The sequence below is a fragment of the Pseudomonas sp. Tri1 genome (genome assembly GCF_017968885.1).
Taxonomy (GTDB): domain Bacteria; phylum Pseudomonadota; class Gammaproteobacteria; order Pseudomonadales; family Pseudomonadaceae; genus Aquipseudomonas.
The window spans coordinates 720,380-745,458 of record NZ_CP072913.1 but is presented as its reverse complement, the minus strand read 5'-3'; the positions used below and the strand labels follow the sequence as shown (position 1 = coordinate 745,458).

Below are 25,079 nucleotides of genomic sequence, written 5' to 3'. Positions count from 1 at the left end.
TCGCTGAGAGCCATGGCCGAGTAGAGGGCCCAAGTACAAGTTAGGAAAGGGACTACACGAAATAAGGACACTGCCGGTTAAACGCAGCGGTATGCGGAAATAACGGTGGCACAAATGAAAACGCCCTCCGGGACTATCCGAAAAAACCCGCAGCACACGGAGTATTTTCTGACAGTCCCGGCGGGCGTTCAGTTGCCTATCAGGAAGACAGGTAGGACGAGCGAGTCAGCCCCAGGCGCAGCGCATCCAGGAACTGGGTGCGCTCGGCGGCGCTGATACGGGCGCTGGCGCACTTGTCGCGGTAGTGCGTCATCAATTCCTCCGGCGACAGGTGCACGTAGCGCAGCATGTCTTCGATGGTGTCGTGGGTTTCGATACCGGCGTGGTACACGCTGCCGTCGGCATTCTGGTAGATGTTCACCGAATCGGTGTCACCGAACAGGTTGTGCATGTCGCCGAGAATTTCCTGATAGGCGCCCACCAGGAAGATGCCCAGCAGATAATCTTCACCCGGGTTGAGGGAGTGGACCGGCAAGCTGGTCTCGATGCTTTGCTCGTCGACGTACTGCTTGATCTTGCCGTCGGAGTCGCAGGTCAGGTCTTGCAGCACGGCACGGCGCAGCGGCTCTTCGTCGAGACGATGCAGCGGCAGGATCGGCAGCACCTGGCCGATGGCCCAGGTGTCCGGCAGGCTCTGGAACACCGAGAAGTTGCAGATGTACTTGTCGGCGAGCTTGTCGTTGAGTTCATCCAATACCTGGCGATGGGAACGCTGACGGGCTTTCAACGAGTTGTGCAAGCGACGGCACACGGCGAAGTAGCACTGCTCGGCCAGGGCTTTTTCGGCCAGGGTCAGCTTGCCGTCGGCGTACTGGGCAGCCACGTCGCTCATGTAGTGGGTAGCGCGCCAGTAGGTTTCGGTGACCATTTCGATGTCGGTCGGGCCCAGCAGGTCCACCAGCCATTGCACGGTTTCCGGCAGTTCCTGCTTGTTGTCGATCACAGGCACGTCGTCGTGGTGTTTCTCGACGTCGGTCACCTGCACCACCAGCATTGCGTGGTGGGCGGTCAGGGAGCGACCGCTTTCGGAGAAGATGTGCGGATGCGGCAGGCTCTGGGCATCGCAGAACTCCTTGAGCATGCCGACCACGACACCGGCGTAATCGTCCATGTCGTAGTTGATCGAGCTGGCGTTGCGCGAATGCGTACCGTCGTAGTCCACGCCCAGGCCACCGCCGACGTCGATGTGATCCACCGGCAGGCCGAGGTTGCGCAGTTCACCGTAGTAACGGATCGCTTCCTTGAAACCGTGCTGGTAGTCCGCCAGGTTGGCGATTTGCGAACCCATGTGGAAGTGCAGCAGGCGAATGCCCTGGTCCAGGCCCGCGCTGCGGAAACGCTCGACCACCGAGAGCAGTTGCGCGGCAGACAAACCGAACTTGGACTTCTCGCCACCGGTGTCGGCCCACTTGCTCGACGCCAGGGATGACAGGCGTACTCGCAGGCCAACCTGTGGCTTGACCTTGAGCGCAGCGGCCTCTTCGATCACCAGGCCGACTTCGGACTCCTTCTCGATGACGATGAAAACGTTGTGCCCCAGCTTCTGGCCCATCAGTGCCAGGCGGATGAACTCACGGTCCTTGTAGCCGTTGCAGACGATGGTCCCGCCCTTCGGCGCCAGGGCCAATACGGCCAGCAACTCCGGCTTGGAACCGGCTTCCAGGCCGATGGAGACGTTCTGGGTGGCGATGATGTTCTCGATCACCGCTTCCTGCTGGTTGACCTTGATCGGATAGAGCGCGGTGTACTGGCTCTGGTACTCCAGGCGCGCGATGTTGCTGTCGAACGCGCCGGTGAGCTGGCGCACACGGTCTTGCAGGATGTCAGGGAAGCGCACCAGCAACGGCAGCGAAAGGCCGCTCTGGCGCAACTGATCGACTTGCTCGAACAGGTCGATGGGCGAGCTGTCGGGGCCATTCGGACGAACTTCGACGCGACCGGCGTCATTGATCGCGAAATACCCGGCCCCCCAATGGCGAATCCCGTAAACACTGCGGCTGTCCGCAACTGTCCATTGGCTGCCATCGTCTTTGCGTGTGCGTCGTACGGACATCGAAGTCCCCTATAAAGAAGTCAAAATGCACCATCCGGTCGGAGGCTGGCGCAGTCTAAAGAGTGAAAATGACGGATTGTCTGTCAGCAAGGTAGACCCTGCTCGCAGCGCTGAGTTTAGAAGCCCGTTCAGAACAGGCTCTGTGAAAACCATGTGGGCGATCTCGAACATCGGGTTCGGATCGGGCCGAGGGTGGTTTTCACAGAGGCTGCTAGCCGCCGGATTTTTTTGCCTTGAAACCGTGTTTGGTCAGTTCCGCCAGCAACAGCTCGACGTGATCGCCCTGGATCTCGATGATGCCGTCTTTCAACGCGCCACCGGTGCCACAGCGTTTCTTCAACGTGGTGGCCAGTTCCTTGAGCGCGTCTTCGGCCAACGGCACGCCGGTGATCGTCGTCACCGTCTTGCCACCGCGGCCTTTGCTTTCGCGGCGCACGCGAGCGATGCCATCACCTTCAGGGATGGCGGTCTGTTTGCAGATGCAGGCATCCACCGGTTGACGGCAATCAGGGCAATGACGACCGGCGTCGGTAGAAAATACCAGGCCGCCCAGGGCGGCGAAGGATGCGGCTTTTTTGGCCACCGGCAATCCTCTCGGGAGGACAAAGACTGGTCGAGGGGAGACAGTACCTCGACCGCGAAGCCCCACTCAGGCAGGGGCAGCGCTACTGGACCGCAGAGGCGATTCAGCTTGGAAAAGTCGCGCAGTGTAACGGCAAAAAGCCGACTTGCTAAGGGCCAATCGGCGCCAATTTATAGCTTCTTTGCGACGCCATCGCCATGGGCGCGCAAATAGCGCTCAAGCGCCGCCAGGGAGTCCGGGCAGTATGGCTTGTGCTGGATTTCATCGAGCACTTGATCGACGGGCAGGAAACGCGCCTCGAGCACTTCTTCAGGTTGCAGGATCAGCGGACCATCCCACACGGCCGAGAACGCCGAACACCACAGGCGGCTGCCGGTGTCTTCGAAGTAGAAATGGTCATGGGCGATAAGTTCGACACCACTCACGCCCAGTTCCTCCGCCAGCTCACGGGCGGCCGACTCGGCGTAGGTCTCGTCCGCCTGGACCATGCCACCCGCCGCCACGTCCCAGAAACCCGGGTAGATCGCCTTGCTCAAGGTCCGCCGATGAACGCACAGCTCACCGGCCGAGTTGAACAGCAGGATGTAGGTACCGCGTCCGATCAGGCCACGCTCACGCAGATCGGCACGTACCAGGCTGCCGAGCGGGTTGTCGTGTTCGTCGACCCAAGCGATCAGCTCGGCATCCGAGGCCGCCCGATGAGCGACCTCGCGGCTGCTTTCGTCCATCGAATCAGCCCTGGTTCAGCAATTGCCGCAAGTCGATCACCGCCGCGTTCGCGCGGGAGATGTAGTTGGCCATCACCAGCGAGTGATTCGCCAATACGCCGAAGCCGCTGCCGTTGAGGATCATCGGGCTCCAGACGGGCTCCTGGGAGGCCTCCAGTTCACGAATGATCTGCCGCACGCTGACCGTGGCGTTCTTTTTCGCCAGTACATCGGCGAAGTCCACCTCGATGGCGCGCAGCAAGTGCGACAGCGCCCAGGCCTGGCCACGCGCTTCGTAGAACACGTTATCGATTTGCATCCATGGGGTTTCGACCACCTCTTCATCCACCTGCGGCACCTGGCCCGGAACCGGAACTTCGGTTTTCAGCGAGGTGTTGAGCTTGACCCGGCCGACACTGGCCGACAGGCGCTGGGACAGCGAGCCCAGGCGGGTACCGACGTCCCCCAGCCAGTTGTTCAGGTTGTCGGCGCGAGCGTAGAACAAGGCGTTTTTCTGGGTTGGGTCGGACAGACGCGCCTGATAGCGGCTCAGGGAGTTGATGCCTTCCTGGTATTCCGACTCGCTGGAAGGCAGCACCCAGCTGCGGTTATCGAAGTTGAAACGCGGCTCGGCCTTAGCCAGGTCAGCATCCTCGGCGGACTGGGACTGGGAACGGGCAAAGTCCTTGCGCAAGGCGCGACTCAGGTCGCGGACCTGCACCAGTACGCCGTATTCCCAGCTCGGCATGTTGTCCATCCACAGGCCTGGCGGGAAGCGGTCATTGGAAATGTAGCCACCCGGCTTGGTCAGCAAGGTCCCGGCCACGGTCTTGAGGGTTTCGACGGTGGTATAGCCCACCACCATTTGCCGACCGTCCTTCTCGGCCGCCGCCTGGGCATTTTGCTGCACGGGGAACAGCGCCGGTTCCTGGCTCCAGTACCAGCCGACAGCAATGGTCACCAGCAGGTAAAGGCCGACCAGCGTGGCCAGTGCCCGACTGAAAAACAGCCCACCCAGGTAGCTGCGGGTGGCCGATTTCGGTTCGGCGGCACGTTCAGGCGCGCTGCCCGCGCGGTTTTTCCAGTCCAGCATGGCGATGTCCCTTCAATCACTTGAGTTCACGGTTCGACCACAACCCTACGCCATCGTGCCTGATTTGAAACGCGATAATGCGGCGCAAACCATACCGGCCACGACAGGGCAATCGATCTGCCACTATAAAGGAAGCGTCGTCATCGGCCTATGAGACTGACGGGTCATAAACTGAATTTCGCGCCCAGACATAATATTGACGTATGACACTCATGACTGGGGAAAGAGGTGCTAGCATAGAGCCACCAGTCGATCTCAGCATGCACCCTAACTAGTAGTCAGGATATGACCGAGCCAGAAGACCCCAGCCGTGAGCGCCTCAAGCACCACTTTGCCCAGCGGGTAATTCATCAGGCTCGCCAGATCCTGGAAATTTGGCAGCGCCTGCAACGCACAGAATGGTCAAGCACCGATCTGTCCGAACTCAGCGAAGCCAATCTGCGCCTGCTGCGCTTTGCCGAGCGCTTCGAACAGCCGGAGCATTCCCAGCTTGCCGAGGGCATCCACCAATCACTGCAAGCGGTGGACGCCAATCGCGGGCGCCTGAGCAGCCAGCTGATCACCGAAATCAATCGCCTGATGCAGCGCCTGTCCCGCACCGGCCTGCGTCATGGCGACCAGCTCGAACAAACCTTCCTGCCGCCGCTGCGCAAACCTATCTACGTGCTGCTGCAGGACCACGACCGCGCCGAGCGGCTGGCCAAGCAGTTGGAGTTCTTCGGCCTCAGCGCCCAGGCCCTGGACAGTGTCGCGGCGTTCCGCGCCTCAATGGTCGAGCGCCTGCCGGCAGCGATTGTCATGGATGTGGACTTCAGCGGCCCCGGCATCGGCCTGAAACTGGCGGCCGAAGCCCAGGAAGGCCTGGAACAGCCACTGCCGCTGTTGTTCTTCAGCCTGCTGGAGACCGACACCCCGACACGCCTGGCGGCCGTGCGCGCTGGTGGCCAGGAATTTCTCACGGGCACCCTCGAAGCCTCGAGCCTGCTGGAAAAGATCGAAGTGCTGACCTGCGTCGCCCAGTACGAACCCTACAAAGTGTTGATCATCGATGACTCCCGCGCCCAGGCCCTGCACACCGAACGCCTGCTCAACAGCGCCGGCATCGTCACCCGCACATTGATCGAGCCGATCCAGGCCATGGCCGAACTGGCGGATTTCCAGCCCGACCTGATCATCCTCGACATGTACATGCCCGCCTGCACAGGCACGGAACTGGCGAAGGTCATCCGCCACAACGACCGCTACGTCAGTGTGCCGATCATTTACCTGTCCGCCGAAGACGACCTGGACAAGCAGCTCGACGCCATGAGTGAAGGCGGCGATGACTTCCTGACCAAACCGATCAAGCCCCGACACCTGATCACCACAGTGCGCAACCGGGCGGCCCGGGCGCGCAACCTCAAGGCGCGAATGGTGCGTGACAGCCTTACCGGGCTGTATAACCACACCCACATCCTGCAATTGCTCGAAGATTGCAGCTTCCGCGCTCGCCGCGAAGGCAAACCCCTGAGCTTCGCCATGCTCGACATCGACCATTTCAAGCGGGTCAACGACAGCCATGGCCACCCCATGGGTGACAGGGTGATCAAGAGCCTGGCGCTGTTTCTCAAGCAGCGTCTGCGCAAGACCGACTTCATTGGCCGCTATGGCGGTGAAGAGTTCGCCATCGTCATGCCCGACACCGACATCGATGCCGCCTGCAAGGTGCTCGATGAAATCCGCCAGCGCTTTGCCGAAATCCATTACCCGGCCCAGCCCCATGACTTGTGGTGCACCTTCAGCGCCGGTGTGGTGGAAATGAGCGACGACTCCGACAGCCTGATGATGGCCAGCCAGGCAGACGAAGCGCTGTACCGTGCCAAGCACGCCGGACGCAACCGGGTGCAGAGCGCCCGGCAATCAAAGCAAAGTGCCACCTTTTCATCAGAATCGACCGATTCGGTCATAAACCTGTAACGCAAACGCAATAACTTCAGGCACTTACGATTCTGCCCCTGGTAGACCTTTGATGCGCCTGAAGCTGCTGACCAATCTCAACACCCTCCTTTTAGTCGCTGTGTGTCTTGGCCTGGGCGCCACGCTGTGGTGGTCGCAAATCGCCCTGGAGCGCCCCTATCTTCTGATGGAGCGCTACCTGGGCCTGTCGCGGCAGTTCCAAGGCGAAGTGGCGCGCAACATCGAGGAATACCTGGCCAGCGGCGATGCCTTGCGCCTGAGCGCTGCCACCCAGGCCTTGGAAACGCTGCAAAAAGGCCTGGATCAATTCCCCCCGGAATTGGCCAAGACCCTGCGCCCGAGCCTGTCGAACCTCGACGGCTTCAGCAAGACCGATCTGCTGGCCGCCGGCAAACTGGCGGGCGACCCACAGGCATTGCTGCTACAGGCCGAACGTGAGCTGAGCGCCAGCCTGGAGCAACTCGCCCAATATGCCAATGGCGCCCCAGCTTACTTGCCACCCCTGTTCGCCGCGTCGCAGCATCTGGGCCGGTTGTCCCTCACCCGGGACAAACTGGTCAGCAGCGGTCGCAGTGAACTGGCCGCCGATGTCGAGCGAGAGTTGGCCAGTATCCGTACCCAAGCCGAACGCCTGGATAACCTGCCGCTGCTTGGCGTAACAACCAACAACGAATCCGGTGGTGATGACTTCGCCGCATTGATGGGCTTGGAAACCCAGGAAAAAGCCGTCGCCGAAGATGCCGGCATCGCCCTCAAGCGCGAACTCAATAGCCTGCTTGGCCGCTACCCCGCAGAACTGGAGCGCACCCGCGAACTGATCCAGAAACGCACCGAGCTGAGCAACGCTACCCACCTGAAAACCGCTGATGTGCAACGAGCGATCGATGCCATGGAGCCTGCGGTTCGCGCCCAACACGGGCAGATCCAGGGCGAGGTACGGATGATCCAGGGGCTGATGATCGGCCTGATCCTGTTGATCGCGCTGCTGATCGACACCTTGCAGCGGCGCCTGGCCCGGACCTTGACGCACCTGGCACCGGCCCTGTCGACCTGGGCCGAAGGGGATTTCAGCCACGACATCCATGTAGGCGCCAGCAATCGCGAGCTGCAAGACATCGAAGCGTCGCTCAATCGCCTGCGCGCTTACCTGGTGGACCTGGTGGGCACCATCCGCGTCAATGCCGAACAGGTCGCTGGCAGCAGCCGGGCCCTGGCGGAACTGAGCGGCGAACTGCACAGCGGCGCAGAGGATCAGGCCGATGACACGGCACTGATCCGTGATTCCCTCAGCGAACTGGAAGCGACGATCCAACAGGTAGCCGGCGATGCCAGCCAGGCCGCCGACGCCAGTCGCAGCGCCGGACATGCCGTGGAGCAAGGACAGAAAGTCATCGGCCTGAGCCTCACCGGCCTGCACGCGTTGGTGGGGGAAGTGCAAGGCAACGCGCAAATGATCGAACAACTGGCGCAGGAGTCCGCCACCATCGGCGGCGTGTTGACGGTCATTCGCTCGATTGCCGACCAGACCAACCTGCTGGCTCTGAACGCCGCCATCGAAGCCGCACGCGCCGGGGAAATGGGCCGGGGCTTTGCGGTGGTGGCCGAGGAAGTTCGCTCCCTGGCCCAACGTACTGCTGGGGCCACGGCCGAGATCCAGACACTGATCGCCCGCCTGCAACTGGCCGCGCGCCAGTCGGTGGACGGTATGCGCGCTCAGGTCGAGCACGCCGAAGCCACCGCCAGCCAGGCACAAGCGGCTGACGGCGCGCTGGATGAAATCGTCGGCGCCATCCAGACCATTTCCGATACCGCAGTGCGCATCGCCGATGTCACCGCCCAACAAAGCGGCGCCGTCAGCGAAATCCGCGATCACAGCGAGCGGATTCATCAGTTGGGTGGAGATAACCTGCTGCGTATCGGCCAGGGGCGGGAACAGGGTGACAACCTACTGGTGTTGGGTGGGCGGTTGCACACCGCCGTGCAGGCGTTCAGGGTTTAAGCACCACAGATCCATTGTGGGAGCGAGCTTGCTCGCGATCGCGGTGGATCAGCTTGCATCGATGTTGGATGTGCCGCCGCCATCGCGAGCAAGCTCGCTCCCACAGTAATTCGGGCTGGTTGCAGGATTAATGTTCACCACAGGGCTCGGGTTCCAACCGTATGACCGGATCAGAGACCTCGGTCACAAATTTCGCGCAAACATCGGTCATCGTGCTGGCTATTGCAGAGAACTGGACAGTCACAAAGGCTTTGCGGCATAGTCTCCGGGTTCTGACACCTGCTCACAGACAACAAGGAACAGCAGATGGCGACCCTATTGGTCCTGCATGGACCCAACCTGAACCTGCTGGGCACCCGCGAACCGGGCGTCTACGGGGCCGTGACACTGGCCCAGATCAATCAGGACCTGGAGCAGCGAGCCCGCACCGCCGGCCACCATTTGCTCTACCTGCAAAGCAACGCCGAATATGAATTGATCGACCGCATCCATGCCGCGCGCGGCGAAGGCGTGGACTTCATTTTGATCAATCCCGCAGCTTTTACGCACACAAGTGTCGCATTACGTGACGCGCTGCTGGCGGTGAGCATCCCATTCATCGAAGTGCATTTGTCTAACGTGCACAAACGCGAACCTTTCCGCCATCACTCTTACTTCTCCGATGTAGCGGTGGGAGTGATCTGCGGCCTTGGCGCCAGCGGTTACCGACTGGCTCTGGAGGCCGCCCTAGAGCAGCTTGAAAGACCGGCAACAGCTTGAACAACAAGCGTTAAACGCCCCTGACCGACCCTTGGGAGTTGATGATTCATGGATATCCGTAAAGTTAAGAAACTGATCGAGTTGCTGGAAGAGTCCGGCATCGACGAGCTCGAGATCAAGGAAGGCGAAGAGTCCGTACGTATCAGCCGTCACAGCAAGACTCCGGCCCAGCAGTTCTACGCACCGGCGCCGATGCATGCTCCGGCCGCCGCGCCTGCTCCGGCAGCAGCGCCCGTTGCCGCCGCCGCTCCAGCAGCACCTGCCGCGCCAACGCTCAACGGCACTGTTGCCCGCTCGCCAATGGTGGGTACGTTCTATCGCAAGTCCTCGCCGTCCTCGCCGTCCTTCGTTGAAGTCGGCCAGACCGTGAAGAAAGGCGACACCCTGTGCATCGTCGAAGCCATGAAGATGATGAACCACATCGAAGCTGAAACCAGCGGTGTGATCGAATCCATCCTCGTTGAAGACGGCCAGCCGGTTGAGTACGACCAACCGCTGTTCACCATCGTTTGAACCGCGGAGAGCTTTCGATGTTGAAACCTGCGAAGTTGGAAAAAGTACTGATCGCCAACCGCGGTGAAATTGCCCTGCGGATCCTGCGTGCCTGCAAAGAGATGGGCATCAAGACCGTCGCCGTTTACTCCAAGGCTGACAAGGAACTGATGCACCTGGGCCTGGCCGACGAATCCGTCTGCATCGGTCCGGCGTCGGCTGCGCACTCCTACCTGCACATTCCGGCGATCATCGCCGCTGCCGAAGTGACCGGCGCCACCGCCATTCACCCAGGCTACGGTTTCCTGGCGGAAAACGCCGACTTCGCCGAACAGGTCGAAAACTCCGGTTTTGCCTTCATTGGTCCGAAAGCCGACACCATTCGCCTGATGGGCGACAAGGTTTCGGCCAAGCACGCCATGATCGCTGCCGGTGTGCCTACCGTTCCGGGTTCCGACGGCCCGCTGCCGGAAGACGAAGAAACCGCTTTGCGCATTGGTCGCGAAGTCGGTTATCCGGTGATCATCAAGGCCGCTGGCGGCGGCGGTGGTCGCGGCATGCGCGTGGTGCACAAGGAAGAAGACCTGATTTCCTCGGCGAAACTGACTCGCTCCGAAGCTGGCGCGGCGTTCGGCAACCCGATGGTCTACCTGGAAAAATTCCTGACCAACCCACGCCACGTCGAAGTCCAGGTGCTGTCCGACGGCCAGGGCCATGCGATCCATCTGGGCGACCGCGATTGCTCGCTGCAACGTCGTCACCAGAAGGTTCTCGAAGAAGCGCCGGCACCGGGCATCGATGAGAAGGCTCGCGAGGAAGTCCTGGCACGCTGCGTCAAGGCCTGCATCGACATCGGCTACCGCGGTGCCGGTACGTTCGAGTTCCTGTACGAGAACGGTCGTTTCTACTTCATCGAAATGAACACCCGTGTTCAGGTGGAGCACCCGGTTTCGGAAATGGTCACCGGTATCGACATCGTCAAGGAGATGCTCAGCATCGCCGCCGGCAACAAGCTGTCGTTCACCCAGGATGACGTGGTCATCCGCGGTCACGCGCTGGAATGCCGGATCAATGCCGAAGACCCGAAAACCTTCATGCCAAGCCCAGGCACGGTCAAGCATTTCCATGCCCCGGGCGGCAATGGCGTACGGGTCGACTCGCACCTGTACAGCGGTTATGCCGTTCCACCGAACTACGATTCGTTGATCGGCAAGCTGATCACCTACGGGGCGACCCGTGACGAGGCCATGGCGCGCATGCGCAATGCCCTGGACGAAATCGTGGTGGACGGGATCAAGACCAACATCCCGCTGCACCGCGACCTGGTCCGTGACGAAGGCTTCTGCAAAGGTGGCGTCAACATCCATTACCTGGAACACAAGCTGGGCAACCAGCACTGATGTTTCAAGTGATGTAAAAAGACCCCGGTCATTGGCCGGGGTCTTTTTTTGCCGGTTTTCAGCCCTGCGAATGGATCAACTCAGCGCCACGGTAGAGAACCCGTGCGCTTCGATCTGCGCCGCCGTCGCCGGCCTGCCCTGCAGGGTGCGAACCGCACCATTGGCATCGGCCACCAGCGGTTCGCTACGCAAGCGTGTCATGAACTCATGAGCACGCACCGACACCGGATCGGAACTCTTTTTCGCCCTCGCCAGCACCGGAATGTAGTAGCGCTCGACCTGGCTTTGTGAGGTCTTGAATACCGAGGTGACCCCGCTGCGCAGATCCAGTGACACGCCGTAGGTATTGCCGAAGCAGGAAGAATACGACCAATGATCCCAGGTGGGCTGCAGCCCCTTGCGCCTCATCGCCGACCTCACCCGCCCGCCAATATCGGCCCCCGTCAACCAGTCTCCACCCACCAAAGTGGCGCGGATATCCTTGGCGGCCCCTCCCAGACGCTGCATCACATCACGAACACTGCGTTCGATCAGAGCGCGGATATTGTGATCGAAATGAATGACCGCCCCCACCCTGGTGGTCGGGTTGTACAACGAAGCAATCACGCAGGTCTGCGCGTTCAGCGAGAACAGATAATTGTCCGCCGCCGCTTCGCTGAATCTCGCCACCACGGCCTCACCTTGCAACGCGCCCCGCGCCACATCCGGGAAAACATGCCCGGGAAACGCCTCCCGCAGATCGCTCACTCGCCCAAGGTTGCGTACGTCATCATTGCCGCCACTCAGGCCGACGGTTTTACGCCCCCACTTGCCATTCGCCATTCTGAATACGGGCGGCTTGTAGAACGCGCCGGGACGACGGGCATCCACCAGGCACAAACCATCGAAATAGATACTTCCCTGTACCTGGTAGTACCTGCCTTTATGCCGTATGTAGAAGGCATTTCGCGGCCGTGTTGCGCTGGACGGGCTGAGATAGGTGCCCTGGAAAGCCCCCTCGGTCACCCGCTGCAAATCCTTGGGCGGTTTCCTGACCGCCTGTTTCGGATTGAAACGAATAGGCTGGATCAGCGGCCCGATCTCCTTGGCGGCGACCGATGGCACATGCCTCAAGCGCTGGGCGGCCAGTGACATCGGCCTTACGGCGAGCTTCAGGCTCCTGACAGCCCGCCCCAGCAGTGTGGCCATGCTCATGACCCCAAGCATGCCAAACAGTGCCCCCCAAGTCGCTTGCAGCCAATGGCCGAGCGCCCGATCCGTGTCGCCCTGCACATGCGCCTCGACCGCCTGCCTGGAACTGAGGGCAATGAGGCCGGCATCCAGCAACAGGGCAAAGGGCGGATAAACCATGCACACGGGAGCAGAGGCAAAAAGCAGCCCCTTGAACACCTGATGCCTGATCATCTCGCCGCGACTTTTGGTGACGTCTTCCACGTCAGTGACAGCGCGCTCGATGTAGGCATCGAACTGCGACGAGATATCCATCACTCGATTGAGCTCGCGCACCGCATCGACACCGGTGCTCGTTACCGCCAAACCCACCAGCGAGCGCCTGACGGCGGCACGGGCGCCGACTGCCACGCGCTCCAGCACGTAATCACGCAGGCGTGCAGCGACCGCCCCGGGGAAGTCCTGGTATTTGCGAAACATGACGTCATCCGGAGCATCGGGGGTGTACAGCCAGTAGGCACCCTTCGGATCAAAGTAGGCGAAGACATATACGCCCAATACGACGTGACCGCCGACGGTAAACCTGAACACCCCTTCGCGCTGTGCGACAGCCTCTGAACTCACTGAGCCGTCCACAGACATCGACTCACTCAGCAGCGTGATTTGCCGGGTGAGCCACCAGAACTCACGAGCGTTCACCAAGGACTTGCCCGTCGCGACGCGCAGGTCGCGGTCCATCCTGGTCAGCAACAGGTTACGGTAAGCATTGCGCCGCTGGGTGTATTCGGGAGCACCGGCATCGAGGAACCGGGCGCGAATCTGGCGCGCATACTGCTCGCCCACGTAAGCCCGTCGAATGTAGGTCGCCAGATCTGCACTGCGGACCTGCCCAAGGTCCTGCCCAACCGATGAACGCACGCCTTTGCCGGGGTTGTCGATGCCCCAATTGTCGTCATACCCATGGACGGCAAGGTCCAACAGGCTAGCAACCTTCGCGGTGCCATCCGCCAACCCCGGGCGGTAGTCGATGAGCACCGTTGCCGGGTCGACCGCTTCTAGCACACCCTTGCTGCGCATGTACGGCGCGATGGCTTGGCTGACAGTACGCTTGGCGAAGTCCACAAAGACTTCATAGCCCGCAAGCTGTGCGTTGAAGACCTGCTGATGAATCCGAAACTCCTGGCTCAAACTGCTGATGATTCGCCGGGATTCAAGCGGCAGGGAGGCGTACCACCGAGGCGATTCGTCCTGCTCCACCTGCGCCAGGTTATTGGCCAAGCCCATTGCAACAGACGCTTGGAGGCAGGCCTTGAAGGCAGTCGTCGTGCTCCTGAGGTCTTTGTTCAAATCCCATGTCGTCGGCTTGTCCGTCACGACGGCAAAGTACTCCCGGGCCACATCACGCTCGGCCACAGAGAGTTGCTGCAGCAGGTATTGGCGACCCGCTTCGCTTTCAATCCATGCACCTATTTGCGCACTCACGGCCCGAAGCGAGGGCAACTCGATCCATTCCTGGCCATCAGGCTTGCCGGGGGCGTGCAACAACAGGTCACTGACCTCCCCCTGCCCGTCTTCGCGGTAAAACAACAGCAGATCGGAACACCTCAGTGCGTTTGGGAGGGCAAGGCAGGTCACCCGCCAATCGTTGGCCGATTGCGCCGAAGCGTCGTCTTCCCACAGGGTTTTGAGAGCATCGTGGTGGGCTGCCTGCAAATGACCGGCACAACGTGCGATAAACGCGCTTTGCTCCAGTCGCGCAACGAGCCAATCGAGCATGGCGTCTTTCAGATCCGCGCGGTCATATTGGCTGCGCAATGCTGACAAGTACCCGGCAGGGGCATCCACATCCGCCAATAGTTGGGTAATGAAGGCTGGCGAAAGTGGCTGGTTACGCAACATGCTGCCGTTTTCCACCAGAAATACCGACACGCTGTCCGGCCTTATCGGCCCTGCTGCCAGCAACTCGCTCAGGCTGTGGGTTTGCACCGGCTGGTCAATGATGGAGCGCCACTGCAACTGCACGCGAATGCTGTCGGGCTCGACCTCCATGTCCAGTTCGCGCCTGACATAGTCCTTGGCCAGATGCCGGGCGAACGCGTGCAGCGAACCCAGGCCATCGAGCAATTCATCCACCAGCGCCTGCGCTTGCGAGGTCTGGTCCTGAAAAGCCCTCAACTGTTTACGCTCGGCTTTGCTCAGGCTCCGCAGCCAATCCGGCAATTGCAACCGGGTTAGCGCCTTGAGACTCTGGCGCTCCCGAGCGGTTGCCAAGGCGGTCAACCGATTCGTCCGACGCCAGGAGTCCTGGAGTTTTTCAATGTTTTCCCGCAGCCCCTCGACATCCATGCCGACCAACTGGTCAGGCTGGAACAGCGTGTCGATCGCGACGCTATGCTCGCCGAGCTTTTGCCTGATCAGCCCCTCAAGCGCAGCGTCGCCCTCGGCCATTCGCCAATGGCGGCGTAGATAGTCCTTATAGTGCTGGATAACACCTGCGGCAGTTCCCTCCACCGCCTGGGCGATGACCTCCCGGCGCTCTACCGGAAAACCCAGGTCAGCCCCGTCCGGCCAGCGGTAGGGCGCATCCCGCTCGTCGTCAGCGACCACAGGCTTGTGGTCGATCATGCATTGCAGCACCGTGTCGAGCAGGGTGCCGATGAAGTGTGGGTCAATGTTGCCCTGGTAATAGTGAGTGCGCAGCTCGACCAACAAATACTCTTCTAGCACCTCCAGCAAGGTCATCTGGCTTTGCAGTCGCGCGTCGATAGCCGCCTGCCACCGGGACAATTTCTCCAAAGTTGCCTGTGCCGTTGCCACCTGCGGGGAAGCTACCGGCCCCGCGCCGTTCACATTTGTTTGCCGCTCGGCCGTGTTGTCCATCACATTGCTCCCTGTTGTGTGGACCCGCACCTTATCCGCCGTTCAACACGCCCATGTCATACATATATATATCGAAACACCAACCCCGCCGGCACAGACTCACTTATCCACTTTGACCGCGACCTGGCGTACACTGCGCGCCTTTGCAGCCCTGCGCTGCCCCCTGTAGATTTTTTCCAAAGGTGCCCGCCATGCCTTGGCTGCAAGTACGTCTGGCCATCAGCCCGGAACAAGCCGAAACCTACGAAGACGCGTTTCTTGAAGTAGGCGCGGTATCGGTGACCTTCATGGACGCCGAAGACCAGCCGATCTTCGAGCCGGAACTCAATACCACGCCGCTGTGGTCCCACACCCACCTGCTGGCCCTGTTCGAAGGCGGCACCGAGGCCGCCAGCGTGCTGGCCCATCTTGAGCTGCTGACCGGCAGCCCGCTGCCCGAGCATCACAGCGAAGTGATCGAAGACCAGGACTGGGAGCGCAGTTGGATGGACAACTTCCAGCCAATGCGCTTCGGCCGACGCCTGTGGATCGTCCCCAGCTGGCACGCCGCGCCGGAACCGGATGCGGTGAACCTGCTGCTGGACCCGGGCCTGGCGTTCGGCACCGGCACGCATCCGACCACTGCGCTGTGCCTGGAATGGCTCGACGGCCAGGACCTGGCGGGCTGCAACGTCCTCGATTTCGGCTGCGGCTCGGGGATCCTGGCAATTGCCGCACTCCTGTTGGGCGCCAGGGAAGCCGTTGGCACCGACATCGACGTCCAGGCCCTGGAAGCATCCCGCGACAACGCCGGGCGCAACAACATTGCCGAAGCACTGTTCCCGCTGTACCTGCCGCAGGACTTGCCACAGGTCCAGGCCGACGTATTGGTGGCCAATATCCTGGCCGGGCCGCTGGTGTCCCTGGCGCCACAGCTGTCGAGCCTGGTCAAGCCGGGCGGGCGCCTGGCATTGTCGGGCATCCTCGCCGAACAGGGCGAAGAAGTCGCCGCCGCTTATGCCGCGGACTTTGACCTGGATCCGATTGCCAATCGCGATGGCTGGGTGCGCATCACCGGACGTCGGCGCTAGAATGGCCGCCTGTATCGACCGGATTGCCGCATGACTGACAGTTTCGTCACCCAGTGTCCGCATTGCCACACCAGTTTTCGCGTCAGCCATGGCCAATTGAGCGTGGCTCGCGGAGTGGTTCGTTGCGGCTCATGCCTGCAAGTATTCAATGCCGCGCGGCAATTGCTGGAGCAACATGCCAGCAAGGAAACCGTCACGCCCCTGGCGCCGCCGATCAAGAGTCCCACCGCAGAAGCACCACCCCGAGCGATCAGCCAGAAGCAGTGGACCGCCGCCGAGCTGGACCTCGATGACCTGGACAAGGAACTGGCTCGCCTGGAACGGCGCGACAAGCGGGCACCGGACACCTTCGGCCGCCGCCGTGAAGACAACCTGAGCGCGCAACGCGACCCTCTCCCCGACGAGCAGGAGCCCTGGTCCGACAGCCTGTACAGCGAATCCCCTGCCGAGCGCGCCGAAGCCGTCATCCAGCCCATCGTCGAGTCGTTCGCGCCCCATGAGCCGGCCCGACCACCTCGCACCGAGCCATCCTTGTCCCTGGCGCTGGAACCGCTGGAGCCGGACGAAGAACCTGTCACCCTGCGCCTGGAACCAGACGACGAGCCCCTCGAACATCTCGAACGCCTGTCCGCCACGGATGATCACGACGATCACGACGAAGAGCCGATCCAACCGGTATCGCCGCGCAAGACACGCGAACGCCATGAGCCCGGGATACGCGCCGAAGCCCTCCACGACCTGGACGACGACCCGCTGCAACTGGACTGGCGCAAGCGCCGCTCGCCCTGGGGCCGACGCTTGTTGTGGGGCCTGTTGATACTGCTCGCCAGCGCAGGCCTGGCCGGCCAGTACATTGCCTACCATTTTGACGAGCTGGCCCGCCAGGACCAGTATCGCCCGTGGTTCCTGCAAATCTGCCCGAGTATTGGCTGCGACGTTCCATCCAAGGTCGACATCGCCAAGATCAAGAGCAGCAACCTGGTGGTACGCAGCCATCCGGAATTCAGCGGCGCCCTGGTGGTGGACGCGATCATCTACAACCGTGCGCCCTTCTCCCAGCCTTTTCCGTTGCTGGAGCTGCGTTTCGCCGATCTGAACGGGCACCTGATCGCCAGCCGCCGCTTCAAGCCCGGGGAATACCTGGGAGGCGATCTGGAAGGCCGCGGCGAAATGCCGCCGCAGACACCCATCCACATCGCACTGGACATCCTCGACCCAGGACCTAAAGCGGTGAACTACAGCCTGAGCTTCCATTCGCCCGAGTGAAACCGGCCAGGGTCGGCCGATTGACGACAGCTTTCTGACTTGGCCCACCCAGACCAAACCGCTGGCGATAACAAAATAGCTGTTCAGATTTTATCCAATCCGACCTTTATCCAGTCATCGAGAGCGGGTATCATGCCAACCCTTTTTCGAAGTCTCATGATCCGGCCCCACTTCAGGGAAGTCCTATGTCGGCGGTACGCATCGGCCCATATACATTGCAGAACGGCCTGGTTCTCGCCCCTATGGCGGGCGTCACCGACCAGCCCTTTCGTCAGCTGTGCAAGCGACTGGGCGCAGGTCTGGTGGTTTCGGAAATGGTCACCAGCGACATGAGTTTGTGGAACACCCGCAAATCGCGTCTGCGCATGATCCACGAAGGCGATCCCGAGCCCCGCTCGGTACAGATCGCCGGTGGCGACGCACAGATGCTGGCGGAGGCGGCCCGGGCCAATGTGGCGCTGGGTGCGCAGATCATCGACATCAACATGGGTTGCCCGGCGAAGAAGGTCTGCAACAAGGCCGCCGGCTCGGCACTGTTGAAAGATGAAGCCCTGGTCACCGAGATCCTGCAGGCCGTCGTCGCCGCAGTCGATGTGCCGGTGACCCTGAAGATCCGCACCGGGTGGGACCGGGAGAACAAGAACGGCCTGACGGTGGCGAAGATCGCCGAACAGGCAGGTATCACGGCGCTGGCGGTCCACGGCCGCACCCGTGCCGACCTGTACACCGGTGAAGCCGAGTACGACACCATCGCCGCGATCAAGCAGGCGGTGTCGATTCCGGTCTTTGCCAACGGCGACGTCGATTCGCCCGAGAAGGCCCGGTACGTGTTGGATGCGACCGGTGCCGACGGCCTGTTGATCGGCCGGGCCGCCCAAGGGCGGCCATGGATTTTTCGTGAGATCGAACACTTCCTGCGCACCGGCGAAAAGCTCGCTGCGCCGCAGTTGTCCGAGGTGGAACGTATTCTGCTAGAGCATCTGGCCGCGCTGCATGCCTTCTATGGAGAAGTCATGGGTGTACGCATCGCACGCAAGCATGTGGGCTGGTATCTCGCAACCCTGCCGGGCGCCAGGGAGTTTCGCGCCCGTTTCAATCGTTTGGATGGTACGCAAGCACAATGCGCCGACGTTCAGGCGTTCTTCGCTGAGCGTTACAAGAGCCTGACAGGGGACGAAGGGGTGGCCGCATGACGATGATGACCGAGACTTTAGTGAGTGGAATAACACCCGTGAGCGACAACGTGAATTTGAAACAGCACCTCAACACGCCCAGCGAAGAAGGTCAGACCCTTCGCGGAAGTGTCGAGAAGGCGCTGCACAATTATTTCGCCCACCTTGAGGGCGCTGCCGTCACGGATGTGTACAACCTGGTGCTTTCCGAAGTCGAGGCGCCTCTGCTCGAAAGCGTGATGAACTATGTCAAGGGTAACCAGACCAAGGCCAGTGAGCTGCTGGGCCTGAACCGCGGCACCCTGCGCAAGAAACTCAAGCAGTACGATCTGCTGTAAGCATTCAATCAAACCAGAAAGGCGCCCGCATAAAAAACGGTCGCCTTTTTTGCTGACTTCCCTTGCTTTTGATGGAAATTGAAATGACCGACCAGACCACCCGCCTGCCGATCCGCCGCGCCTTGATCAGCGTCTCTGACAAGACCGGGATCCTCGAATTCGCCCGCGAGCTGCAACAGCTGGGCGTCGAGATTCTCTCCACCGGCGGGACCTTCAAACTGCTGCAGGATAACGGCGTCGCCGCAGTGGAAGTCGCGGACTACACCGGTTTTGCGGAAATGATGGACGGTCGGGTCAAGACCCTGCACCCGAAAATCCACGGCGGGATCCTCGGCCGTCGCGGCATCGACGACGCCATCATGAACGAACACGGCATCAAGCCGATCGACCTGGTGGCCGTCAACCTCTATCCGTTCGAAGCCACCATCAACAAGCCAGGCTGCGACCTGCCGACCGCCATCGAAAATATCGACATCGGTGGCCCGACCATGGTCCGCTCGGCGGCCAAGAACCACAAAGACGTGGCCATCGTCGTCAACGCCAGCGACTACGCCAACGTACTGGAGAACCTCAAGGCCGGTGGCCTGACCTACGCCCAGCGTTTCGACCTGATGCTCAAGGCCTTCGAACACACCGCCGCCTACGACGGCATGATCGCCAACTACATGGGCACCGTTAACCAGGCCGCGCAAACCCTGAGCACAGAAGATCGCAGCGAATTCCCGCGCACCTTCAACACCCAGTTCATCAAGGCCCAGGAAATGCGCTACGGCGAGAACCCGCACCAGAGCGCGGCGTTCTACGTGGAAGCCAAGCCTGCCGAGGTCGGCATCGCCACCGCCACCCAGCTGCAAGGCAAGGAACTGTCGTTCAACAACGTGGCCGATACCGACGCCGCGCTGGAGTGCGTGAAGAGTTTCGTCAAGCCCGCCTGCGTGATCGTCAAGCACGCCAACCCATGCGGCGTGGCCGTCAGCCCGGACGCCGAGGGCGGCATCCGCCAGGCCTACGAACTGGCCTATGCCACCGACACCGAATCGGCATTTGGCGGCATCATCGCCTTCAACCGTGAATTGGACGCCGAGACCGCCAAGGCCATCGTCGAGCGTCAGTTCGTCGAAGTGATCATCGCGCCTTCGGTCAGCGAAGAAGCCCGCGCCATCGTCGCCGCCAAAGCCAACGTACGCTTGCTGGCCTGCGGCCAATGGTCGGCCGACCGTGCGCCGGCCTGGGACTACAAGCGGGTCAACGGTGGCCTGCTGGTACAGAGCCGTGACATCGGCATGATCGGCAGCGAAGACCTCAAAGTGGTGACCAAGCGCGCCCCGAGCGAGCAGGAAATCAACGACCTGATCTTCGCCTGGAAAGTCGCCAAGTACGTCAAGTCCAACGCTATCGTCTACGCCAAGAACCGTCAGACCATCGGCGTCGGCGCTGGCCAGATGAGCCGCGTGAACTCGGCCCGCATCGCCGCAATCAAGGCCGAACACGCCGGTTTGCAGGTACAGGGCGCGGTCATGGCCTCCGATGCGTTCTTCCCGTTCCGCGACGGTATCGACAACGCGGCCAAGGTCGGCATCACCGCGGTGATCCAGCCGGGTGGCTCGATGCGTGACGCAGAAGTGATTGCTGCGGCCGACGAGGCTGGCATCGCCATGGTATTCACCGGCATGCGCCACTTCCGTCACTAACAAGACGACGGCCGCACTGAAGCCGGTATCTGCTGCGTTGGAGCCGACCTCGATGATGCTCATTGCCAAAAGGCAACTCCGCTCATCGAGGTCGACTCCGCCTTGCATCTACCGACTTCATTGCGACCTCCTACGGCACAAAATGCCCTAGGCTCCAAACAGAATCAGCGTCATCCGAGGTTTTTGAAATGAATGTTTTGATCATTGGCAGCGGTGGCCGCGAACACGCCCTGGCCTGGAAAGTGGCTCAGGATCCGCGTGTACAGAAAGTCTTCGTGGCACCGGGCAATGCCGGCACCGCCATCGAAGCCAAGTGCGAAAACGTCGCCATAGACGTGCTGGCCCTGGAACAACTGGCCGACTTCGCCGAGAAGAACGTCTCGCTGACCATCGTCGGTCCGGAAGTGCCGCTGGTTGCCGGTGTGGTCGACCTGTTCCGCTCCCGTGGCCTGGATTGCTTTGGTCCGACCGCAGGTGCCGCGCAACTGGAAGGCTCGAAAGCCTTCACCAAGGACTTCCTGGCGCGCCACAAGATCCCGACCGCCGACTACCAGAACTTCACCGAAATCGAACCCGCCCTGGCCTACCTGCGCGAGAAAGGCGCACCGATCGTGATCAAGGCCGACGGCCTGGCCGCCGGTAAAGGCGTGATCGTTGCCATGACCCTGGCCGAAGCCGAAGACGCCGTGCGCGACATGCTGGCCGGCAATGCCTTCGGTGACGCCGGTTCCCGGGTGGTGATCGAGGAGTTCCTCGATGGCGAGGAGGCCAGCTTCATCGTCATGGTCGATGGCAAGAACGTCTTGCCAATGGCCACCAGCCAGGACCACAAACGTGTCGGCGACGGCGACAGCGGCCCGAACACCGGCGGCATGGGCGCCTACTCCCCGGCCCCGGTGGTCACTGCCCAAGTGCACCAACGGGTCATGGACCAGGTGATCTGGCCGACCGTGCGCGGCATGGCCGAAGAAGGCAACGTCTACACTGGTTTCCTGTACGCAGGGCTGATGATCGACAAGGCTGGTAACCCAAAAGTCATCGAATTCAACTGCCGTTTCGGCGATCCTGAGACCCAGCCGGTAATGCTGCGCCTGCAATCGAGCCTGGTGTTGCTTGTCGAAGCCGCCCTGGCCCAGGCGCTGGACAAGGTCGAAGCCCAGTGGGATCCGCGTCCAAGCGTCGGTGTGGTATTGGCGGCTGGCGGTTATCCGGGCGACTACGCCAAGGGTAGCGTGATCCGGGGTCTGGACGCAGCGGCCCAGCTCGAAGGCAAGGTGTTCCACGCAGGTACTGCATTGAAGGACGGCCAAGTGGTCACCGCTGGTGGTCGCGTGCTGTGCGCCACCGCCATGGGTACCAGTGTGGACGCCGCCCAGCAGCAGGCCTACAAGCTTGCCACTGAGCTCGATTGGGAAGGCTGTTTCTACCGTAAGGACATTGGCTATCGCGCCATTGCCCGCGAGCGCGGCGAAAGTCTGGAATAATCCGGTCATTCAGACAGGCAAGGGTCGGTGACCCTTGCCTGTCTACTCGGGCGCCGCGCATAGTTATAATCTGGCATCAACCTACGAAGGGATTTCGCCGTGCGCTGGCTCAGGATTGCCATAGGCTTAACCGTCACCCTGCTGACGCTGCTCTGCATGCTCCCGGCACAGGCCGCGCCAGGCAGTGGCTGGGCGGTATTGCTCGACGAACAGGGCGACCTGACGCTCAGCGACATCCGCTCTGCCCGCTACACCAATCAATTCAGCCCCATCGACCTGGACCGGCTCAAAGCAGCCGAACCTGGCGGGGCACTGTGGTTGCGTTTTCGGCTGGCACCCGACAAGCATGAACAAATCCTGCGCATCTTCGCACCCGACCTGTCTCGCCTGAATCTCTATGTGCTGGACGGTGATGCCGTGGTTGACCAACAAATCAGCGGCGATACCCTGCCACGCACCGAACTCCCCGTGCCCACCAGCGATTTCATGCTGGCGCTGCCGCGTAGCGATAAACCGCTGGACGTCTACCTGCGACTGGCATCGCGACACGAACTGCGCCCCTACGTCACCCTGCAACCGGCGGTACTGGCGGCGGCCAATCAGAACCAGACGCTGATCTATGGCTTGCTGTTCGGCTGCATCGCCATGCTGATCCTGCACAACCTCACCCGCTACGCCTATACCCGTTCACGCAGTTGCTTGTGGCTGGCGGCCTGTGAAGGTCTGCTGATGCTGAGCCTGGTACTGCTGCTGAATCTGGCGGGGCCGTGGTTACCTGACTGGCCTGCGATCCAGACACCCGGGGCCTACCTGGCGCTGCTGTTCACCGCGCCCTGTGGCTTGATGTTCGCCTACCGTTTTTTCGCGCCCTTGGGGCCGCATCCGTTGAACCGGCTGCTGCTGGGGGACATTGTGCTGGTCATGCTGTGCAGCCTGTTGCTGTTGTTCGTCAACACCTTGCCGCTCAATATCATGACCTATGCACTGGTGGCCCTGGCCGGCCTGAGCATGTTGTTCGTCAGTGCCTGGCACTGGCAAAAGGGTTACCGCCCGGCCCGGCTGTTCGTCGCGGCGATGGTGGTTTTCAACCTCGGCACACTGATCATCCTGCCGGCCCTGCAAGGTCTCACGGAAGTCCCGCCACAGGGCCTGATCGTCACCTTGCTGGTATTCATCTGCATCAGCGGCCTGCTGATGAGCGTTGCCCTGGGTGAACGCCAGCGCTCCATCAACGAGAGCCGTTTCAGCATCAGCCGCGACCTGGCGGCGAGCAATGCAGAAATCAATGCCAAGGCCGAATTCCTGGCCAAGATCAGCCACGAAATCCGTACCCCGATGAACGGCGTACTGGGCATGACCGAGCTGCTGCTGGGCACGCCGCTGTCGGTCAAGCAGCGTGACTACGTGCAGACGATCCACAGCGCCGGCAATGAGCTGCTGACCCTGATCAACGAGATCCTCGACATTTCCCGACTCGAATCCGGGCAGATCGAACTGGACGATGTGCAGTTCGACCTCAATGCCCTGATCGAGGATTGCCTGAGCATCTTCCGCGCCAAGGCGGAGCAGCAAAATGTCGAGTTGATCAGCTTCATCCAACCCCAGGTACCACGGGTCATCAGCGGCGACCCGACGCGGCTGCGCCAGGCGCTGCTGAGCCTGCTGGAAAACGCCTTGAAAAAAACCGACGAAGGCGAGGTGTTGATCGTCGTGGCCCTCGACGAGCGCAGCAATCAGCCGCGCCTGCGCATTGCCGTACAGGACAGCGGATCGCCGATGGACGCCGAAGAGCGCGACACGCTGATGCATGCCGAGCTGCACAGCAAGAACTTCCTCTCGGCCACGCGCCTGGGCGGTAACCTGGGCCTGGTCATTGCCCGCCAGCTGATCATCCTGATGCACGGGGAATTCGGCATCAAAAGCGGCAGCAGCCAGGGCAGCACCTTATGGCTGACCTTGCCACTGGACCCGGACCGCCTCGAACATCCGACCTCCGACCTCGACAGCCCGCTGCAAGGGGCACGCGTGCTGATCGTCGACGACAACGACACCTGTCGCAAGGTATTGGTGCAGCAGTGCAGTGCCTGGGGCCTGAATGTCAGTGCGGTGCCGTCGGGCAAGGAAGCCCTGGCGCTGCTGCGCACCAAGGCGCACCTGCGGGACTATTTCGACGTGGTGTTGCTGGACCAGAACATGCCCGGCATGACCGGCATGCAACTGGCGGCCAAGATCAAGGAAGACCCGAGCCTGAACCACGACATCCTGTTGATCATGCTCACCGGCATCAGCAACGCGCCGAGCAAGATCGTTGCACGCAACAGCGGGGTCAAGCGCATCCTTGCCAAACCAGTGGCCGGCTATACCCTCAAGACCACCCTGGCGGACGAACTGAACCAACGCAACAAGGGCCAGGCGCCGAACATGCCAGCGAACGCTGGGCCGGTCATCCCGGTGAAAGTGCCCAGCGATTTCCGCATCCTGGTGGCCGAGGACAACAGCATTTCCACCAAGGTCATCCGCGGCATGCTCGGCAAGCTCAACCTGCAACCCGACACCGCCAGCAATGGCGAAGAAGCCCTCAAGGCCATGAAGGAGCAGCGCTACGATCTGGTCTTGATGGACTGCGAGATGCCGATCCTCGACGGCTTTTCCGCCACCCAGCAATTGCGCGCCTGGGAGATGGGCAACCAGCGGACCCGCACCCCCGTAGTGGCGCTCACCGCGCACATCCTGGCCGAACACAAGGAGCGCGCCCGTCAGGCCGGGATGGACGGGCACATGGCCAAGCCGGTGGAGCTGTCGCAATTGCGCGAGCTGATCGAGCACTGGGTGGCCCAGCGTGATCAGCAGAACAGGTCGGCGGCGCACACATCCTAGGCGGCGACATGGCGGTCAGCGGGCCCCGC

Annotated in this window: 17 protein-coding genes; 12 read left to right on the top strand and 5 right to left on the bottom strand. The window is 61.5% G+C overall.

All coding sequences use genetic code 11. The annotated features are described in order from the left end of the window. Positions 1–199: 199 nt before the first annotated feature. The 4 genes from speA to J9870_RS03185 form a co-directional block, all read right to left on the bottom strand. Positions 200–2,113 (bottom strand): arginine decarboxylase, encoded by a 1,914-nt coding sequence (gene speA, locus J9870_RS03200; RefSeq protein ID WP_210642672.1) that lies wholly within the window; start codon positions 2,111–2,113, stop codon positions 200–202. Positions 2,114–2,324: 211 nt separating this feature from the next. Then, entirely contained in the window at positions 2,325–2,696 is a 372-nt protein-coding gene (locus tag J9870_RS03195) for a translation initiation factor Sui1 (protein WP_025211628.1), read from the bottom strand. Positions 2,697–2,866: 170 nt separating this feature from the next. After that, entirely contained in the window at positions 2,867–3,424 is a 558-nt protein-coding gene (locus J9870_RS03190; RefSeq protein WP_210642671.1) for an NUDIX hydrolase, read from the bottom strand. A gap of 4 nt (positions 3,425–3,428) precedes the next feature. Beyond that, entirely contained in the window at positions 3,429–4,496 is a 1,068-nt protein-coding gene (locus J9870_RS03185; protein WP_210642670.1) for a DUF2333 family protein, read from the bottom strand. Positions 4,497–4,781: 285 nt separating this feature from the next. Here J9870_RS03185 and J9870_RS03180 point away from each other — a divergent pair, with 285 nt between their 5' ends. The 5 genes from J9870_RS03180 (at position 4,782) to accC (ending at position 11,102) form a co-directional block, all read left to right on the top strand. After that, the gene (locus J9870_RS03180) at positions 4,782–6,452 is read left to right on the top strand and encodes a PleD family two-component system response regulator (protein WP_210642669.1); all 1,671 of its coding nucleotides are present in this window, start codon (positions 4,782–4,784) and stop codon (positions 6,450–6,452) included. Positions 6,453–6,504: 52 nt separating this feature from the next. Next, a complete protein-coding gene (locus J9870_RS03175; RefSeq protein WP_210642668.1) occupies positions 6,505–8,451 on the top strand; it encodes a methyl-accepting chemotaxis protein in 1,947 nt (648 codons plus the stop codon). Positions 8,452–8,757: 306 nt separating this feature from the next. After that, complete coding sequence (gene aroQ, locus J9870_RS03170) at positions 8,758–9,210, top strand: type II 3-dehydroquinate dehydratase (protein WP_210642667.1); 453 nt, start codon at positions 8,758–8,760, stop codon at positions 9,208–9,210. Between the two features lie 48 nt (positions 9,211–9,258). Continuing rightward, on the top strand, positions 9,259–9,723 hold the full coding sequence (accB, locus tag J9870_RS03165; protein WP_025211623.1) for an acetyl-CoA carboxylase biotin carboxyl carrier protein: 465 nt from the start codon (positions 9,259–9,261) through the stop codon (positions 9,721–9,723). A 17-nt stretch (positions 9,724–9,740) separates the two neighbouring features. Then, the gene (gene accC / locus J9870_RS03160) at positions 9,741–11,102 is read left to right on the top strand and encodes an acetyl-CoA carboxylase biotin carboxylase subunit (protein WP_210642666.1); all 1,362 of its coding nucleotides are present in this window, start codon (positions 9,741–9,743) and stop codon (positions 11,100–11,102) included. A 75-nt stretch (positions 11,103–11,177) separates the two neighbouring features. On the opposite strand, the gene J9870_RS03155 is transcribed toward accC, so the two are convergent. After that, positions 11,178–15,152, bottom strand: a complete 3,975-nt coding sequence (locus J9870_RS03155) for a DUF6543 domain-containing protein (RefSeq protein ID WP_210642665.1) — start codon at positions 15,150–15,152, stop codon at positions 11,178–11,180. Positions 15,153–15,343: 191 nt separating this feature from the next. On the opposite strand from J9870_RS03155, the gene prmA reads away from it, so the two are divergent. From prmA to J9870_RS03120, 7 genes are all read left to right on the top strand, one after another. Beyond that, entirely contained in the window at positions 15,344–16,222 is an 879-nt protein-coding gene (prmA, locus tag J9870_RS03150) for a 50S ribosomal protein L11 methyltransferase (RefSeq protein ID WP_210642664.1), read from the top strand. A gap of 30 nt (positions 16,223–16,252) precedes the next feature. Next, complete coding sequence (locus J9870_RS03145; protein WP_210642663.1) at positions 16,253–17,488, top strand: DUF3426 domain-containing protein; 1,236 nt, start codon at positions 16,253–16,255, stop codon at positions 17,486–17,488. 185 nt (positions 17,489–17,673) lie between these two features. Continuing rightward, complete coding sequence (gene dusB, locus J9870_RS03140; protein WP_123345044.1) at positions 17,674–18,681, top strand: tRNA dihydrouridine synthase DusB; 1,008 nt, start codon at positions 17,674–17,676, stop codon at positions 18,679–18,681. After that, on the top strand, positions 18,678–18,998 hold the full coding sequence (fis, locus tag J9870_RS03135) for a DNA-binding transcriptional regulator Fis (protein WP_025211617.1): 321 nt from the start codon (positions 18,678–18,680) through the stop codon (positions 18,996–18,998). Before dusB ends, fis begins: the two co-directional genes overlap by 4 nt. 83 nt (positions 18,999–19,081) lie before the next feature. After that, entirely contained in the window at positions 19,082–20,689 is a 1,608-nt protein-coding gene (gene purH / locus J9870_RS03130; protein WP_210642662.1) for a bifunctional phosphoribosylaminoimidazolecarboxamide formyltransferase/IMP cyclohydrolase, read from the top strand. A 188-nt stretch (positions 20,690–20,877) separates the two neighbouring features. Beyond that, complete coding sequence (purD, locus tag J9870_RS03125; protein ID WP_210642661.1) at positions 20,878–22,173, top strand: phosphoribosylamine--glycine ligase; 1,296 nt, start codon at positions 20,878–20,880, stop codon at positions 22,171–22,173. 99 nt (positions 22,174–22,272) lie between these two features. After that, complete coding sequence (locus J9870_RS03120) at positions 22,273–25,050, top strand: hybrid sensor histidine kinase/response regulator (protein WP_210642660.1); 2,778 nt, start codon at positions 22,273–22,275, stop codon at positions 25,048–25,050. The last annotated feature ends 29 nt before the right edge of the window (positions 25,051–25,079 follow it).